The organism is Bacillus sp. FSL R5-0512 (genome assembly GCF_038593295.1).
In the GTDB taxonomy this organism is placed as follows: Bacteria; Bacillota; Bacilli; order Bacillales; family Bacillaceae; genus Bacillus; species Bacillus safensis.
Genome location: NZ_CP151982.1, coordinates 1352179 through 1369212, shown reverse-complemented (window position 1 = coordinate 1369212; position 17034 = coordinate 1352179). Strand labels below are relative to the sequence as shown.

General features: G+C 41.4%; 17 protein-coding genes. 7 read left to right on the top strand and 10 right to left on the bottom strand.

The window, feature by feature from the left end; translation table 11 throughout:
• Positions 1-2: 2 nt before the first annotated feature.
• From NSQ25_RS06970 to NSQ25_RS06955, 4 genes are all read right to left on the bottom strand, one after another.
• Positions 3-1343 (bottom strand): dihydrolipoamide acetyltransferase family protein, encoded by a 1341-nt coding sequence (locus tag NSQ25_RS06970; protein WP_034281632.1) that lies wholly within the window; start codon positions 1341-1343, stop codon positions 3-5.
• A 107-nt stretch (positions 1344-1450) separates the two neighbouring features.
• The gene (pdhB, locus tag NSQ25_RS06965; RefSeq protein WP_012009824.1) at positions 1451-2428 is read right to left on the bottom strand and encodes a pyruvate dehydrogenase complex E1 component subunit beta; all 978 of its coding nucleotides are present in this window, start codon (positions 2426-2428) and stop codon (positions 1451-1453) included.
• Between the two features lie 3 nt (positions 2429-2431).
• Positions 2432-3547, bottom strand: coding sequence for a pyruvate dehydrogenase (acetyl-transferring) E1 component subunit alpha (pdhA, locus tag NSQ25_RS06960; protein WP_024424754.1), 1116 nt, complete (start codon positions 3545-3547; stop codon positions 2432-2434).
• A 410-nt stretch (positions 3548-3957) separates the two neighbouring features.
• A complete protein-coding gene (locus NSQ25_RS06955; protein WP_326136478.1) occupies positions 3958-4626 on the bottom strand; it encodes a YkyA family protein in 669 nt (222 codons plus the stop codon).
• 232 nt (positions 4627-4858) lie between these two features.
• Between NSQ25_RS06955 and NSQ25_RS06950 the strand changes: the two genes are divergently transcribed.
• Positions 4859-5047: a YjcZ family sporulation protein gene (locus NSQ25_RS06950; RefSeq protein WP_034281949.1), complete on the top strand. Its 189-nt coding sequence runs from the start codon at positions 4859-4861 to the stop codon at positions 5045-5047.
• 111 nt (positions 5048-5158) lie between these two features.
• Positions 5159-5716, top strand: a complete 558-nt coding sequence (gene def, locus NSQ25_RS06945; protein WP_024424751.1) for a peptide deformylase — start codon at positions 5159-5161, stop codon at positions 5714-5716.
• 38 nt (positions 5717-5754) lie between these two features.
• Here the strand turns inward: def and NSQ25_RS06940 are convergent, their stop codons facing one another.
• Entirely contained in the window at positions 5755-6534 is a 780-nt protein-coding gene (locus NSQ25_RS06940; protein WP_024426890.1) for a Cof-type HAD-IIB family hydrolase, read from the bottom strand.
• A gap of 397 nt (positions 6535-6931) precedes the next feature.
• Here NSQ25_RS06940 and NSQ25_RS06935 point away from each other — a divergent pair, with 397 nt between their 5' ends.
• The gene (locus tag NSQ25_RS06935) at positions 6932-7141 is read left to right on the top strand and encodes a DNA-directed RNA polymerase subunit epsilon (protein WP_008345114.1); all 210 of its coding nucleotides are present in this window, start codon (positions 6932-6934) and stop codon (positions 7139-7141) included.
• Positions 7142-7146: 5 nt separating this feature from the next.
• The gene (gene rnjA / locus NSQ25_RS06930) at positions 7147-8814 is read left to right on the top strand and encodes a ribonuclease J1 (RefSeq protein WP_012009818.1); all 1668 of its coding nucleotides are present in this window, start codon (positions 7147-7149) and stop codon (positions 8812-8814) included.
• A gap of 92 nt (positions 8815-8906) precedes the next feature.
• On the opposite strand, the gene ade is transcribed toward rnjA, so the two are convergent.
• From ade to NSQ25_RS06905, 5 genes are all read right to left on the bottom strand, one after another.
• Positions 8907-10637: an adenine deaminase gene (ade, locus tag NSQ25_RS06925; protein ID WP_326136479.1), complete on the bottom strand. Its 1731-nt coding sequence runs from the start codon at positions 10635-10637 to the stop codon at positions 8907-8909.
• Positions 10638-10899: 262 nt separating this feature from the next.
• Positions 10900-11568 (bottom strand): TrkA family potassium uptake protein, encoded by a 669-nt coding sequence (locus NSQ25_RS06920; RefSeq protein WP_008345123.1) that lies wholly within the window; start codon positions 11566-11568, stop codon positions 10900-10902.
• Positions 11569-11605: 37 nt separating this feature from the next.
• Complete coding sequence (locus NSQ25_RS06915) at positions 11606-12442, bottom strand: gamma-glutamylcyclotransferase family protein (protein WP_070325777.1); 837 nt, start codon at positions 12440-12442, stop codon at positions 11606-11608.
• A 4-nt stretch (positions 12443-12446) separates the two neighbouring features.
• Complete coding sequence (locus tag NSQ25_RS06910) at positions 12447-13757, bottom strand: ATP-binding protein (protein ID WP_101677238.1); 1311 nt, start codon at positions 13755-13757, stop codon at positions 12447-12449.
• A 145-nt stretch (positions 13758-13902) separates the two neighbouring features.
• A complete protein-coding gene (locus NSQ25_RS06905; RefSeq protein WP_024424746.1) occupies positions 13903-14181 on the bottom strand; it encodes an AbrB/MazE/SpoVT family DNA-binding domain-containing protein in 279 nt (92 codons plus the stop codon).
• Positions 14182-14457: 276 nt separating this feature from the next.
• Between NSQ25_RS06905 and mreBH the strand changes: the two genes are divergently transcribed.
• The 3 genes from mreBH to NSQ25_RS06890 all read left to right on the top strand — a co-directional run bounded on the left by mreBH (position 14458) and on the right by NSQ25_RS06890 (position 17011).
• Complete coding sequence (mreBH, locus tag NSQ25_RS06900) at positions 14458-15465, top strand: rod-share determining protein MreBH (RefSeq protein WP_024424745.1); 1008 nt, start codon at positions 14458-14460, stop codon at positions 15463-15465.
• Positions 15466-15539: 74 nt separating this feature from the next.
• Positions 15540-15671 (top strand): protein YkpC, encoded by a 132-nt coding sequence (locus NSQ25_RS06895; RefSeq protein WP_326136480.1) that lies wholly within the window; start codon positions 15540-15542, stop codon positions 15669-15671.
• A 107-nt stretch (positions 15672-15778) separates the two neighbouring features.
• Entirely contained in the window at positions 15779-17011 is a 1233-nt protein-coding gene (locus tag NSQ25_RS06890; RefSeq protein ID WP_326136482.1) for an aminopeptidase, read from the top strand.
• Positions 17012-17034 lie beyond the last annotated feature (23 nt).

Below are 17034 nucleotides of genomic sequence, written 5' to 3'. Positions count from 1 at the left end.
CATTACGCCTCCATTAAAATTAATTGTGGATCATTCAATAAACGCTTGATGTGGTTAAGGGCATTTTGCGCAGTAGCTCCGTCAATCATACGGTGGTCAAAGCTTAGGGAAAGAGCTAAGACTGGAGCTGCAACGATTTCGCCATCACGAACAACCGCTTTTTCAGCGATACGTCCAATACCAAGGATCGCTACTTCTGGGTGGTTGATGACTGGAGTAAACCATTGTCCACCAGCAGAACCGATGTTTGTGATTGTGCAAGATGCACCTTTCATTTCAGCTGGAGCCAATTTACCATCACGTGCTTTTGTTGCAAGCTCATTGATTTCGTTAGAAACTTCGAAAATCGCTTTGCGATCTGCATTTTTCACAACTGGAACTAGCAAGCCTTTTTCAGTGTCAGCTGCAATTCCGATGTTGTAGTAATGCTTTTGAACAACTTCATCCGTTTTATCATCGATAGAAGTGTTAAGTACTGGGTACTTTTTCAAAGCAGAAGTTAGAGCTTTTACAACGTAAGGCAAGTAAGTTAACTTGATTCCTTGATCAGCTGCAACTTGTTTGAATTGTTTACGATGTGCAACAAGGTTTGTTACATCAACTTCATCCATTAATGTTACGTGAGGAGCTGTATGCTTAGAGTTCACCATTGCTTTTGCGATTGCTTTGCGGATTCCGCTCATTTTCTCGCGAGTTTCTGGGAATTCTCCTTCAAGAACTGGAGCTGCTGCCGCTTTAGGAGCTGCTGCTTCTTTCGCACTTTCAGCTGCTTGAGGTGCTGCTTCTTGAGCTGCAGAACCACCATTAACGAAGCTGTCGATATCTTCTTTTAACACACGGCCGTTTTTACCAGAACCTGCAACTTTGTAAATTTCAACGCCTTTTTCACGAGCATATTTACGTACAGATGGCATAGCGATCACGCGTTTGTTTGGATCAGCGTCTACTTGCTCTTGTGCGCCTGCACCAGTTGCTGCTGCCGCTTCTTCTTGTGCTACTTCTTTCTTCTCTGGCTCGTTACCAGCTTCAGCAGTACCTTGTACTTGAGCTTCAGTTTTTGCTTCGCCTTCTTCTTCGCTGCCTTTAAATTGAAGATTTTCGTAACCAGGTGCATCAAACGTAATGATTGTTTGTCCTACAGTTGCAACTGTTCCCTCTTCAACTTTTAATTCTAATACTTTTCCTTTAACAGGTGAAGGAATTTCTACAACTGCTTTATCATTTTGTACCTCTGCTAAAACGTCATCTTCATTGATTTCGTCGTTTGGTTTAACAAACCACTTAACGATCTCACCTTCGTGGATACCTTCTCCGATGTCCGGAAGTTTAAATTCAAATGCCACTGTTTTTCGCCTCCTAGATTTTGTTGAACCCTTGTTGTGTATATTTACACGGTCATGTAATTGATAAAGGGGAAGAGAAATAAATTCTTTTCCCCTCTGTCATTTAATTAAAATTCAAGAACTTTCTTCGCTGTTTCAAGTACATCTTTATGGTTTGGAAGCCATACGCTCTCAGCTTGAGAGAAAGCAAATACAGTATCAGGTGCAGCTACACGAAGTACTGGTGCTTCCAAGCTAAGGATCGCTCTGTCATTGATTTCAGCTACTACGTTTGCAGCAATACCAGCTTGTTTTTGTGCTTCTTGAACAACGATCGCACGGCCTGTTTTTTCAACAGAAGCGATGATTGTTTCAATATCAAGCGGGCTTACTGTACGAAGGTCGATAACCTCAGCAGAAACGCCTTCTTTTTCTAGCTCTTCAGCAGCTTTTAGTGATTCGTGAACCATTGCACCGTAAGTGATGATTGAAAGGTCAGAACCTTCACGTTTCACGTCAGCTTTACCGATTTCAATTGTGTACTCTTCTTCAGGAACTTCCTGACGGAAAGAACGATAAAGTTTCATATGCTCAAGGAACACTACAGGATCGTTGTCACGAATTGCAGAAATTAAAAGTCCTTTTGCATCGTAAGGTGTTGAAGGAATAACAACCTTGATACCAGGCTGTTGTGCGATAAGTCCTTCTAAGCTGTCAGCGTGAAGCTCAGGTGTGTGAACTCCCCCGCCGAATGGAGAACGGATTGTCACTGGGGAATGCCAGCGTCCGCCAGAACGGTAACGCATACGAGCCATTTGTCCAGAAACAGAATCTAATACTTCGTAAACGAATCCGAAGAATTGAATTTCCATTACCGGGCGGAATTCTTGTAGTCCAAGGCCAATAGCAAGACCGCCAATACCAGATTCAGCAAGTGGAGTATCGAAAACACGATCCTCACCAAACTCTTTTTGCAATCCTTCAGTCGCACGGAATACGCCGCCGTTTTTACCAACGTCTTCTCCGAAAACGAGAACGTTTTCGTCATTTTTCAGTTCTGTGCGTAACGCATCAGTGATCGCTTGAATCATTGTCATTTGCGCCATGGCTTACTTCGACTCCTTCTGTTTGTAAATTTCAAGCTGTTCAACTAAGTTGAATGGTTTTACATCGTACATGTTTTCAATCAAGTCAGTGACTTTTTGCTTAGGCTGTTCGTCAGCTTCTTTGATCGCTTGTTTGATTTGTTCTTTTGCATCTTCGATGACCTTATTCTCTTCTTCTTCAGACCATAGGCCTTTGTTTTCCAAGAATTTACGGTAGCGTACCAATGGATCTTTTTGCTCCCACTCGTTTTCATCTTCTTTTGTACGATATCTTGTTGGATCGTCACCAGCCATTGTATGTGGGCCGTAACGGAATGTAAGAGTTTCGATTAATGTTGGACCTTCACCATTTACAGCGCGCTCACGAGCTTCAGCAGTTGCTGCATAAACAGCTAATGCATCCATACCGTCAACTTGTACGCCTACGATACCAGCTGCAGCTGCTTTTTGTGCAATTGTTTGTGCAGCAGACTGCTTTTCAACAGGTGTAGAGATCGCATATCTGTTGTTTTGGACAACAAAAATCGCTGGCGCTTTGTAAGCCCCTGCAAAGTTAATACCTTCGTAGAAATCACCTTGTGAAGCTCCACCGTCACCAGTGTAAGTGATTGCAACAGCTTTTTTACCGCGCTTTTTCAAACCAAGAGCTACACCAGCAGCTTGAATGATTTGAGCACCGATAATGATTTGCGGTGAAAGTGCATTCACATCTTCAGGCATTTGGTTACCAACAAAGTGTCCGCGAGAGAACAAGAATGCTTTTGTTAGCGGAAGACCATGCCAGATTAATTGTGGTACATCACGATATCCTGGAAGAATGAAATCTTCTTTCTCAAGTGCAAAGTGAGTTGCAAGCTGAGAAGCCTCTTGTCCAGCTGTTGGCGCATAGAAGCCAAGACGTCCTTGACGGTTCAATGAAATTGAACGTTGATCTAATACTCGTGTAAACACCATACGGCGCATTAATTCTTTTAATTGGTCATCTGAAAGATCCGGCATTGCCGCTTCGTTTACGACTTCGCCTTTTTCGTTTAAAATTTGAAACGTTTCAAACTGCTTTTTGATGGCATCAAATTGCTTTTTGCTATCAACAATTGCTTTTTTTGTTTTTGCAGCCATTCTAAAGTCACCTCTTCCTTTCTTTTAACAGTCCATTTGTCGTGAATCCATTTATACATACAGATATAGGATAACCCAAAATACTCATATGACTCCTGTATATAATAGCCACTAAGATCGTTGTCGAAACATTGGTTGATCACTCGTTTTTGAGTCCTTATAACTGTATTAACGATAGTTCACAAAAAACTAATACAACTTCTGTTAACAAGGAATAGTTTACAACAAGAAAAATAGTCCGTCAATTGATTTAACGGCTTTATTTAAATAAATGTATTCGCTTTACTTTTTATGGTGAACTGTATCAATCTGTTTAACAAACAACCTAATCTGTACTAGTATAGAGTGTACTGCTGTACTACAATAGAAAATGTTTGTTTTTGTCGAAAAATAAAAAAAGAGCTGTTTTTTCAGCTCTTTTTCGATCCTTGATCTGCTGCTTTATACAAAGCCTGTTTATGATCATTCAATTGATCTGTATATCGATTGAACTTCTTACTTTCTTTTCTGACTTTGCTATATGAACGATTCACGGTCTTCAGCTTTGACTTCAGCTCTTCATATCCTAGATCCTTTTTCTTTAAAGATTGATACAAAAGCTGATCTTGTTTCAGCGCCTTTTGATACTCCTTGTAAAGCTGATCATATGACGCATATCGTTTCTCGATTGATTTGACCGTTTGATCTGCTTTCTCTTTTAACTCCGCATTTTGCAATCGTGCAGCAGATTCCTTTACTGTTTTCAATTCTTTTTTCGATTCATCCATACTGACTTTTTCTGTTTTTAAATGTTCTTCTCTTTGTGCTGCCGATTCTAACGCCTGATCAGAAAGGCTTGCCACTGTTTTTGTATGGTCCTTTGTTGTTTGAATCATTTTTTTATACAGCTTCTGCTCTTTTTCCTCATAGCTTTGCAGTGTACCTTGCTCTTTTTCGAAGGATGCTTCTTTTTCACTCATTTTCGTCATCGCGTCCTGCATATCATTGAATGGACTTTGACCTCCGCACCCTGTCAGCAAAAGGGTACATATCCCCGCTAAAGCAGCACCTGCTTTCAAGCTTCTTTTCATCTGTCTCATCACAAGGCCCCCTTTACATCTCCACATACCACTATAATTTTTATAGACGTTTGTGACAAGGAAAGAGGTCAGTCATGTGAGGCGGAGAAGATTTTTTTCAAGCAATAGGCGCATGACTATACAAATAGTGCATTCATACATAGTTTATATTACACGCTTCGCCTTCACTTATGAGAGGCCAAGTGTATTTCCAAAGGAGGTCAAAAGTATGTCTAATTATAGTCATGGAAGTATGTATGGTGGATACGGCGGTTACGGGTATGGATTCGGTGGCGGATATGGCGGCGGCTGTTGTTACCCAAGTTATGGCGGTGGATACGGATACGGCGGCGGACGTACATTCGCTTTAATCGTTGTGCTTTTCATCCTATTAATTATCGTTGGCGCAGCATTCTTAGGCGGCGGCGGTGGCTGCTGCTAAGGCTGTTTAAGCCTCTGACCGGTCTCATAGGACCGGTCTTCTTTATTTCATTGCATATGTTGTGTATCATTTTATATACTTTACATACAAAGGAAATAGGAGTGAAGTTTTGTGATTACCATGGATGATATCGTAAGGGACGGACATCCCGTCTTAAGACAAACAGCTGAAGCGGTCGAGCTCCCGCCGACAGAAGAGGAAAAACAGCAATTAGCTGACATGATCGAATTCGTCAAAAACAGTCAGGATGCTGACATTGCTGAAAAATACGGACTAAGACCCGGCGTTGGATTGGCAGCTCCGCAAATCAATATTAGTAAACGAATGATCGCTGTTCACTGTGAGGATGAAGACGGAGAAGAATATAGCTATGCTCTGTTCAACCCGCGTATTGTCAGTCATTCAGTCAAAAGAGCTTATTTAGCGACTGGTGAAGGCTGCTTATCAGTTGATGAAGCCATCCCTGGATTTGTTCCTCGATATCAAAAAATCAGGGTCAAGGCCACTACGCTTGAAGGAGAGGACATTGATATCCGTCTAAAAGGGTTCCCTGCCATTGTCTTTCAGCACGAAATTGACCATTTAAATGGCATTATGTTTTATGATCATATTCAAAAGGATCAGCCGTTCGCTGAGCCAGAAAACTCTGTTGCGATCGGCAGATCATAACATAAAAAGAAGACCCGTCGTTCTAAGGGTCTTCTTTTTTATTCTTCAATGAGGCCAAGCTGGGTCACTGCATGGAATATGCCGTCCTCATCTACCGGCTTTGTCACAAAATCAGCCAATGCTTTCAATTCACTCACAGCATTTCCCATCGCCACGCCTGTTCCAGCAAACGAAATCATTTCTCTATCATTCAATCCGTCTCCAAAGGCAATGGTATCCTTTTGATCGTAAGGAAGTCTTTCGATGACTCGTTTGATTCCTTCAGCTTTTGATCCGCCTTTTGGCAGAACGTCCGTTGACAGCTCATGCCATCTGACAAGGTCAATTTCTTCGCGGAATGCCTTATACTCCACTTCCTCTTCTGCCTTACAAAATAACAGCATTTGAAAAATGTCGTTTTCTTTAAAGAAAGATACATCGTGCTCAGGATGCTCTGTTTTCAAAGTACCGATTCCTTCATGGATAAACGGATGATTCGGCACAGACGCCTTCATCGTTTCTTCTCCCATAAAAACGAGCGGATGATCATGACGATCCGCTGTCTCATAAATCCGCTCCATCAGCTCCTGCTTCAGCGGATTGCCGTAAATAACGTCTCCCTCATACATGACATACTGACCGTTATAAGCAATGAATGAGTCAAGCCCTAATTCTTCTAAAATGGGCCGGATCAGAAAAGGAGAACGCCCAGATGCAATAAAGAGATGATGACCTTTTTCTTTTAATAAATGAACCGCTCGCTTCGTTGACTCAGGTATATTTTTATCATGGTCATATAAAGTACCGTCGATATCAAAGAAGATGACTTTTTTATTCATATCTCGCCCTCCTGCTCTTCGTTATGTATACACACTCCCTTTCATCATACAGAAAGATTTCAGCTTTCGAAACCAATTCCTTTTGAAAGCGCCTATTTCCCACATATAACCATGTAACATTCAATAGAAACATCATATAATACAAGTATATAGAGAGACCGGAACACACTGGTTAAGCTTACTTCAACCCGAAAGGAGGCGGCATGTGATGCTTCGTCGTCTGCGTAAGAAAATTCGAAGACAATGGAAGGACATGCTTCGCAAAAAATCAATTGCTTAAAAGGATCTTCCGCACATTTGCCGAAGGTCCTTTTTTCTCAGAGACTTTTCTTATGCGCGTTTTTTTAATATAATAGAATAAGCGAGTGTAACATACGGTATTTAAGGAGAGATTTGGATGATATATAAGGTATTTTTTCAGGCAAGTACTACTGAGGTACCTGTAAGAGAACACACAGATTCACTATACGTTGAAGCGGTTTCTGAAAGAGACGTACGCGATAAGTTGAAAAAACATAACTACAACATTGAATTCATTCAGCCTGTAGACGGTGCTTTTTTAGACTATGAACGAGAAAGTGAAAATTTTAAAGTATTGGAGCTATGAGAGGAATGAAATTTGTTAAAAACGATCAGGCGGCAGTTTTTGCGCTCGGCGGTTTAGGCGAGATCGGTAAAAACACGTATGGCGTTCAATTTCAAGATGAAATCATTTTAATTGATGCAGGCATTAAGTTTCCTGAAGACGAGCTTCTTGGAATTGACTACGTCATCCCTGACTATACGTACTTAGTTAAAAACGAAGATAAAATCAAAGGTCTTTTCATCACTCACGGACATGAAGACCACATCGGCGGTATCCCTTACCTTCTCAAGCAAGTGAATATTCCAGTTTACGGCGGCAAACTCGCAATCGGCCTACTTCGTAATAAATTGGAAGAGCATGGTCTCTTGAGACAAACAAAACTTCACATTTTTGAAGAAGAAGATACCATTAAATTTAGAAAAACAGCTGTGTCTTTCTTTAGAACGACACACAGTATTCCAGATTCTTATGGAATTGTCGTGAAGACACCTCCTGGTAACATCGTACATACAGGTGATTTCAAGTTTGACTTTACTCCTGTTGGCGAGCCTGCCAATTTAACCAAAATGGCTGAGATCGGAAAAGAAGGCGTTCTTTGTCTTTTATCTGATAGTACAAACAGTGAAATCCCAGAATTTACGATGTCTGAAAGACGCGTAGGTGAAAGCATTGATGACATCTTTAGAAAAGTCGATGGACGCATCATCTTTGCCACGTTTGCTTCAAACATTCACAGACTTCAGCAAGTGATTGAGTCTGCTGTTGCCAACGGCAGAAAAGTCGCTGTATTTGGACGCAGTATGGAGTCTGCTATTGATATTGGACAAGATCTTGGCTATATTAAATGTCCAAAAAACACGTTTATTGAACATAATGAAATCAACCGCCTTCCAGCAAACAAAGTGACCATTCTTTGTACTGGAAGCCAGGGTGAACCGATGGCAGCTCTTTCTCGTATTGCGAACGGTACTCACCGCCAGATTTCCATTAACCCTGGAGACACTGTTGTCTTCTCATCTTCACCGATCCCAGGTAACAATATTAGTGTAAGCCGCACCATTAACCAGCTTTATCGTGCAGGTGCTGAGGTCATTCATGGCTCGCTAAATAATATTCATACATCTGGTCACGGCGGACAAGAAGAACAAAAACTCATGCTCCGTTTAATTAAACCAAAATTCTTTATGCCGATTCACGGTGAATACCGCATGCAAAAAACGCATATCAAACTTGCGAATGATTGCGGCATCCCTGAGGAAAACTGCTTTATCATGGATAACGGTGAAGTTCTTGCACTGAAAGGTGACGAAGCAAGTGTCGCTGGCAAAATCCCATCAGGCAACGTGTATATCGACGGAAGCGGTATTGGCGATATCGGAAACATCGTTTTAAGAGACCGCCGCATTCTTTCTGAAGAGGGCCTTGTTATTGTGGTCGTCAGCATGGACATGAAAGAATTCAAAATCTCTGCTGGTCCTGATTTGATCTCAAGAGGTTTTGTCTACATGAGAGAATCTGGAGACCTGATCAACGATGCACAGGATTTAATTTCGAAGCATCTTGAAAAAGTAATGGAACGTAAGACAACTCAGTGGTCTGAAATTAAGAACGAAATTACTGACACCCTTGCACCTTTCCTTTATGAAAAAACAAGACGCCGTCCAATGATCTTACCGATTATTATGGAAGTGTAATCACAAAAAGAGACACAAGCCGCTTGGCTGTGTCTCTTTTTTTCACCGTTCATTGAAAAAACCGCATATATACATATGCGGTTTCTCTCTTTTTATGATTGAATTGGGAGATGCTGAAAGCTTCTGACATCAAACAAACCCTTTGTCGTCATTTTCACATCAGGAATGACTGGGAGTGCCAAGAAGGACAGCGTCAAAAACGGATTAAAGTCTAAAATAAAACCTGTTTCTTTTAACGCTTCATGGAGTGCATGAAGGCTTTCATTTACAAGATGTGCCGGCTGATCTGAAAGTAAACCAGAGATCGGTAATGGCAGTGTATGAAGAGTCTGGCCCTCTTTGACAACAGTCAAACCGCCGCCTGCTTCTTTTAACGAGTCAATGGCTTTCACGATATCAGTATCATTTGTGCCAACCGCAATTAAATTGTGAGAATCATGTGCAACCGTTGTTGCAATTGCGCCCTTTTCTAATCCAAAGCCGCTGACAATCCCTATCCCCATTTCAGATAAGCCTTGATGGCGTTCGACAAGCACCATTTTTAATACATCTCTTTCTGTATCACTAGTGAATTGTCCGTTCGTTTCTGAAGGAGAGATTTGTTCTAATTTTGTTTCTAGCTGATTTGGAATAATGCGGATGACATTCATCTTTTGATGAGCTGTGATAGACAGAGCCAGATCTTGCTCTTGAACGTCTATAGCATGAACAGATTGTAATAAGGCTGGACTCGGTGCAATTTTTTCGACACCTGGCTTGTACTCTCCATGCTGCGCCACTAATTCTCCAGCAATAAATACGCTGGTAATGTCTACTTGATGAAGATCAGAGACGAGCATAAAATCAGCATCAAAGCCTGGCGCAATGGCTCCCTTTGTTTTGAGGCCAAAACACTCTGCTGCGTTTAAACTTCCCATTTGATACGCTAAAAATGGGTCTAACCCTTCTTTTATAGACATACGTACTTGTTCATCAATACTTCCTTCAGCCATTAAATCATCTAAATGTTTATCATCGGTACAAAAGAAAAAGCGTCTCGCATTCTTTTCATTCACAGCTGGTAAAACGCTTTTCACGTTTTTGGCAACAGAGCCTTCTCTCAGCATGACATACATACCTCGTTTTACACGTTCAAGGGCTTCTTCGGCTGTTGTCACCTCATGATCTGTTTGGACATTCGCTGTGCGGTAAACGTTTATTAATCGGTCTGTTAAGCCTGCTAGATGGCCATCAATCAATTTATTCTCGTTTTGAGCATCAAGCAGCTTTTGAAGCATATCTTCTTCTGCCTGCTCCACACCGACGTAATCCATCACCTCAGCAAGACCAAGAACCTCTTTCTCTTGATACAAAGGCTTTAAATCTTTCGCTTTTAAAACAGCACCTGATCGTTCAAAACTGACTGCCGGTACGCAGGATGGCAGCATGAAATAAATATTTAAGGCAGCTTTTCTCGCTTCTTCCAGCATAAAACGGATGCCTGTGACCCCTGACACATTGGCAATTTCATGCGGGTCTGTTACGACAGTTGTCACACCGCACGGGACGACAGCTTTGGAGAATTCAGCAGGGGTAACCATAGAGGACTCGATATGAACGTGGCCATCAATAAAACCGGGTACAAGCATTTGACCTGCTGCATCCAGTTCCTGTTCTCCCTCGTACTCTCCAATCCCTACTATTTGTCCATTTTCAACAGCGACATCAGCGTCTATCCATTCCTGGTTAAACACGTCCATAACTTTCGCATGTTTAATCACTAGGGCTGCTTTTTTTCTCTTTGCAGCTACCTCAATTTGATGTCTGAAAAGCTCCTTATCCAACGACACTGCCTCCTCCAAGTAAACAATATAATGTTTCTTATCGTAAACGAATCTGTTTGCCCAGTCAATGACATTTAGAGAAAATCACCCAGATAAAAAGACTGATTTTTATTTCTGAATAGTGATAATTGCATGAAAAATATGATGAATGACTTTAGCTGTTTATGCAGAACAAAACAGCCCTTTTAAATGTCTTCTTCCCTCTTCACTGTCCACCTCATGTGTACATAATCATATTAAAAAACACCCCGCCTAGGAGTGTTTAATAATCGTTCTGCATTTCTCGTTTTTCAAAACGTCCGATATCGGCAACTGCCCCAATGACAATCAGAATATCTTCTTTTTGAATCATTTCATCTGCGAGCGGTGAAACAATCACTTCTTTTCCACGCTTAATCGCCACAATATTAATGCCATATCTCGCTCTAATATCGAGATCTAAAAGAGAATGCCCTGCAAGCCTGCTGTTGGCAACGATTTCAATGAGGCTGTACTCATCTGACAGCTCAAGATAATCTAATACGTTATTGGAAATGATTTTATGTGCAATTCGTCTGCCCATGTCCCGCTCTGGATGAACGATGCGATCAGCCCCAATTTTATTTAACACCTTTTCGTGGTAATCGTTTTGCGCTTTTACTGTGACCATTTTAACGCCAAGCTCTTTCAGCATAATCGTCGTTAAAATACTGGCCTGAATGTTTTCACCAATCGCAACGATGACATGATCAAAATTGCGAATGCCGAGATTTTTTAAAACAGATTCGTCCGTCGAATCACCAATGACCGCATGTGACGCAATTTTCGCGTATTCGTTCACTCGATCTTCATTCATATCCATGGCCATGACTTCAAGTCCTTCTTCGCTCAGCGCCTTACAAATACTTCCGCCAAAGCGTCCAAGACCAATGACTGCATATTCCTTTTTCATGTTCAGACTCCTTTTATCTCACTTACCATGCATTTTACTACGGTTTGATTAATGAATCCATATGCGAGCGAATTTTTTTGCGGAATGCTTCACTTAAGTAAAGATCTGCTCCTTTTTCAATTTCACTGCGGTAATGACCTGGCGGAGCAATTTCTTCGCTCTTTTGAAGAACAAGAAAGGTTAAACAGTCTTCATATATCTGATCACCTATTTTGACATCGACAAAAGCTGGACGATATGTGCCCTCATAGACGCCTTCTCGTTTGTACAAATATCGAATGGCATCAAAAGGAACCTCATATAAAACGCCTTCTGTTTCTCCGCCGTCTTCTACCATATCTGCTCTTGATCCATCAGGCCTTACCAATGTAAATCTAGTTGTAAAGCCGTTCAGAGCACCGCCGCCGATGATTTGTTTAAAATAATGATCAACTTCCGCCAGTTTAAATCTTGCATCATCCATACAGGAACCATAGGCAAAATAATAGAAGGATGCCGGCTGCTGCTGCCACATTCTATATTCCTTCCAGCAGCCGCTCTCGATCTCCTTCAGCGATGATGCCTTCTGCTTTGGTAAAGTGTATGTAACAGCCGCCACCGGCCCTTTGTCTGTCATGACATCGACCACCTGCTTGTCATACCCTTCCTCAAGCAAATCTATCTTATTCAGCGTGCTTGCGGTTACCTCGTACAATTCTCCATATACTGTGCTTTTCTCTTTTAGAACGCACGCAGGGTATCCTTGACCTGTATCATAGATTCTGCCGCTGATCCAAGCTGATTTAGCTAATGGCCTGCTTTCTTTCATATACGTCTCGTGGTGCTCTTCATGCTGCAGAAGCGTCCCATATACAAATAAAGCTTTCTCCTTCATGAAATCACGTCCTCTCGCCTTGCTGGTGTCTGCTTTTTTGCCACACAGGTAAATAGATATGAAAAGCTGTACCTTTTCCCAGCTCACTGACCACATCCATCCTACCGTGATGATCTTTTAAAATCGCTGCACAGATGGTGAGGCCAAGTCCCGTCCCTTCTGTTTTTGTGGAGAAGAAAGGATCATATATTTTCTGAATATCCTCTTCAGACATCCCTTTTCCTTCATCTTGAATGGTAATTTTCCATTCGTTCATCACTTTTTCTGTTGATATGTATATACTGCCGCCTTCAGGCATTGCCTCAATGGCATTTTTAATTAAATTAATGAACAGCTGCTTCATTTGGTTAGCGTCTGCTAATATAGCGCCGACATCCTGCTTTTTAAATGGCTGTTTGAGATCAATATTCGAAAGGACTGCATTGGTTTTTAGCAATGTAATCACCTGTTCTAACAGTCCATGAAGCTGAACTTCTTGAAAATGGACCGACTGCGGCTTTGCCAGTACCAGCAGCTCACTTAAAACAAAATCAATCCGTTTAATTTCAGAAAAGATAATGTCAAAATAATCGGTTCTTTCAGGATATTGTGTTTTCATCAGCTGCAAAAAGCCATTTACTGAGGTCAGCGGATTTCTGACTTCATGGGCGATTCCAGCGGCTATTTGTCCTGCAACAGCCAGCTTTTGCGCCTGCATTTGCACTTGTTGATTTGATTTTTCAAGCTCAAGCTTTGCCAGCTTTTGTTTTGTAATATCTGCAACTGTTCCAATACCTCCAGTAAACTGGTGCTCCTCATCAAAGTAGAGCTTATAATGAACGTCTCCCCATACTTTCTTCCCCTCTTTATGAAGAAGCTGCAGCTCGATCCGCCCTGAATCTTTATGCTCTTTGATGACAGATGACAAATGCTGAATAACTCTTTCTTCTTGATCAAAGTACTGATTGTACATCGTACCTAGACATTCATCTATGTCATAGCCGGTCATTTGTTTCCATGCTTGATTTAAGAAAATGATGTGCCCTTTTTCATCTGTTTCAAAGACAATTTCTTGCAAGTTATCTGTAATTCGATTCAGCCGCTCTGTCAGTTCGTGTGCTTCTTTTTCTCTCTTATTTAGATCTGACACAAGTAAATTCAAGCGGTCTACATATCCTGAGACACCCCAGATCCCTGCTAACACAACGACTGTAAAGGCTAGATCGAGCGGCCAATTAATTTGATAGCCGCCTACATAATAAAAGAAATCCCAGCTTATGATTAAGATAAATGCAAGAACAGATAACACGATCCGAACTTGATATGTTTTGTTCAAATGATTCCACCTGCCGCCCTGAGATTCTTTGTCAATTGTACCATTTTCCACTTATTTTTTGAGGGAGATGGGGCATTTTTAAGGAACTTTTTTAAAGAAAAAATAGCCTGTTCTCAGCACAGAGGAAGAGAGCAGGCTATTTTGATTACTTCTGAAGAGCTTCTTGCAGTTCTTTTAACAGCAGTTCTGCGCCTTCAGCGCTTAATGTAATTTGACCATTTCCATATTCATGGTTCTCTGATGTAATCTCACCAGTCATGAGACAAACGCCCTCTGGCTGATATTTTTTCAAGACGATTTTATCTCCATCTATAAAAAATTCCATACTGTCTTTAATAGCGATATCAAGTGCTCTTCTCAATTCGATTGGCATCACAATACGCCCTAGTTCGTCTACTTTTCTTACGACTCCGATAGATTTCAATTTCGTTCCCTCTTTCTTTCATTAGCTCAAGATCAATCTGTTTTTCACCAATTGATATATCGTAGACGTAAGAGATTCTTAAAAGGTTTCTCCTCTATAAAAATTTTTTTCATAAAAGAAAAAACAAAGGGAAAATTTATTGTGATTGTCAAAATGATACTTGAATTTTACAGATTCATTTCAAGGTGATCACAAACCCCCACAAATGACATCAACCCTCTGAACTTTTAAATGTAAAATTGTTTAAAACAGCAAAAATAGAGATTGGGTGAAAACATGTTTCAAAATGCCGAAATTGGAATTGATTTAGGAACAGCTAACATATTGGTTTATAGTAAAAATAAGGGAATTATTTTAAATGAACCGTCCGTCGTAGCAGTCGATACAGAAACAAAGACTGTACTTGCCGTCGGATCAGAAGCAAAAGAAATGATCGGGAAAACACCTGGGAAAATTGTTGCGATCCGTCCGATGAAAGACGGTGTCATCGCTGATTATGATATGACAACAGATTTACTTAAACAAATCATGAAAAAAGCAGGAAAAAATATCGGGTTTACCTTCAGAAAGCCAACTGTCGTTGTATGTACACCTTCTGGTTCAACAGCTGTTGAGCGCCGCGCCATCAGCGATGCTGTGAAAAACTGCGGAGCAAAGCATGTGCATTTAATTGAAGAACCTGTTGCAGCTGCAATCGGTGCTGATCTTCCGGTAGACGAGCCTGTGGCGAACGTCGTAGTCGATATTGGCGGCGGAACAACAGAAGTTGCGATCATTTCATTTGGCGGCGTTGTCTCTTGTCATTCGATCCGAATTGGCGGCGATCAGCTGGATGAAGATATCATTACGTTTGTCAGAAAGAAATATAACCTATTAATCGGCGAACGGACGGCCGAGCAGGTGAAAATGGAAATTGGATATGGTCTTATTGAACATGAGCCTGAATCATTAGAAGTGCGCGGTCGCGACCTTGTGACAGGTCTGCCAAAAACGATCACACTTGTCTCTCATGAAATTCAAGGCGCCATGCGAGAATCACTTCTTCATATTTTAGAAGCGATCCGTGCCACATTAGAGGACAGCCCTCCAGAGCTAAGCGGAGATATTGTAGACCGCGGCGTCATTTTAACTGGCGGAGGCGCTCTTTTAAATGGAATTCAAGAATGGCTTTCTCAAGAGATTGTTGTTCCAGTCCATATTGCAGCCAATCCCCTTGAATCTGTTGCCATTGGAACAGGTCGTTCATTAGAAGTGATCGACAAATTGCAAAAAACTTTAAAATAATCTTCTTGTTCTACTTCTTTTTTTGTCATTTTGATCATATCGTGAGAAATGGATAAACGTGAAGGAGGAAGAACATGTTGCTTGATTTAGGTAAACGGGTCGTTGTCACAGTCATTTTAACGGGTATTATTTTAGGAGGAATGAGCCTGTCGTTTTCACATATGCCGCCTTCTAATGCACAGCCTGTGAAACAACTGAACCACTAAAAAAGCCGCACGAAAGCGGCTTTTTTATTTTGGCTTTAAACGGGCTCCCCATTTTCCTTTTCGGTCATAAATCTGATATGATGAACATGACTAAAGGAGGGGTTTTTATGAGTTCATTTGAAAAACAACTAGATCAATATGCGAAGACCATCGTTGAGGTCGGTGTGAATGTACAAAAGGGGCAGGAAGTCGTTGTATCCGCATTTACTGAATCTGCACATCTTGTTCGTCTTATAGCGAAACACGCGTATGAGCGCGGGGCGAAAAACGTACATATCCGCTGGAGTGATGGTGTTCTCACTCGTTTAAAATATGAACATGCACCGCAAGATGTATTTGAGCAATTCCCTGAATGGGAAGCACAGATGATGGAAACCATCGCAAAACGCGGAGGCGCTTTTATTACCATCCTGTCAGAAAGCCCTGACCTTTTGCGAGGCATTGATTCGAAAAAAATCGCTGCACAGCAAAAAGCTGCTGGTTCAGCACTACATACATATCGTCAATACGTTCAATCTGACAAAGTCGCTTGGACAGTCGTAGGTGCTGCATCAAAAGAATGGGCGAAAAAGATTTTCCCTGATCATACAGATGAAGAAGCTGTCACGTTATTGTGGGATCAAATCTTTAAAGTCGCACGCGCTGATCAAGCAGATCCAGTTGAGGCTTGGAAAAAGCACGATGCGTCATTAAACGAAAAGGTCAAAATACTCAATGAACGCCACTACCACAAGCTTCATTATGAAGCACCGGGCACAGACTTAACGATCGAGCTTCCAGAGCAGCATATTTGGGTAGGTGCTGGCAGCGTAAGTGAACGCGGCGTTTCGTTCATGGCCAACATGCCGACAGAAGAAGTCTTTACCGTACCGAAAAAAGACGGTGTAAACGGGACAGTCTCAAGCACAAAGCCGCTCAGCTATGCTGGAAACATCATTGATGAGTTTTCATTAACCTTTGAAAATGGCCGGATTGTGGATGTGAAAGCAAAAGAAGGCGAAGATATGTTAAAATCTCTCGTTGAAACAGATGAAGGCTCTCATTATCTAGGTGAGGTTGCCCTCGTACCAGATGATTCACCAATTTCTAACTCAAATATTCTTTATTACAATACACTTTACGATGAAAATGCATCAAACCACCTTGCCATCGGCAGCGGATATGCGTTTAATATCGAAGGCGGAAAAGAAATGAAACGAGAAGAATTGGATGCAGCGGGTGTGAACAGCAGTATTACACACGTTGATTTTATGATTGGTTCAAAGGAAATGAATATTGACGGGATCACAAAAGACGGGAAACGCGAACCGATCTTCCGAAATGGAAACTGGGCGATTTAATCAAAAAAAGACATCCTATGGAT

Excerpts from the sequence above, each read along its gene's own strand:
- pdhB (WP_012009824.1), bottom strand. The coding sequence starts at position 2,428 with ATGGCGCAAATGACAATGATTCAAGCGATCACTGATGCGTTACGCACA.
- pdhA (WP_024424754.1), bottom strand. The coding sequence starts at position 3,547 with ATGGCTGCAAAAACAAAAAAAGCAATTGTTGATAGCAAAAAGCAATTT.
- NSQ25_RS06955 (WP_326136478.1), bottom strand. The coding sequence starts at position 4,626 with ATGAGACAGATGAAAAGAAGCTTGAAAGCAGGTGCTGCTTTAGCGGGG.
- NSQ25_RS06950 (WP_034281949.1), top strand. The coding sequence starts at position 4,859 with ATGTATGGTGGATACGGCGGTTACGGGTATGGATTCGGTGGCGGATAT.
- NSQ25_RS06940 (WP_024426890.1), bottom strand. The coding sequence starts at position 6,534 with ATGAATAAAAAAGTCATCTTCTTTGATATCGACGGTACTTTATATGAC.
- NSQ25_RS06935 (WP_008345114.1), top strand. The coding sequence starts at position 6,932 with ATGATATATAAGGTATTTTTTCAGGCAAGTACTACTGAGGTACCTGTA.
- rnjA (WP_012009818.1), top strand. The coding sequence starts at position 7,147 with ATGAAATTTGTTAAAAACGATCAGGCGGCAGTTTTTGCGCTCGGCGGT.
- NSQ25_RS06920 (WP_008345123.1), bottom strand. The coding sequence starts at position 11,568 with ATGAAAAAGGAATATGCAGTCATTGGTCTTGGACGCTTTGGCGGAAGT.
- NSQ25_RS06915 (WP_070325777.1), bottom strand. The coding sequence starts at position 12,442 with ATGAAGGAGAAAGCTTTATTTGTATATGGGACGCTTCTGCAGCATGAA.
- mreBH (WP_024424745.1), top strand. The coding sequence starts at position 14,458 with ATGTTTCAAAATGCCGAAATTGGAATTGATTTAGGAACAGCTAACATA.
- NSQ25_RS06895 (WP_326136480.1), top strand. The coding sequence starts at position 15,540 with ATGTTGCTTGATTTAGGTAAACGGGTCGTTGTCACAGTCATTTTAACG.
- NSQ25_RS06890 (WP_326136482.1), top strand. The coding sequence starts at position 15,779 with ATGAGTTCATTTGAAAAACAACTAGATCAATATGCGAAGACCATCGTT.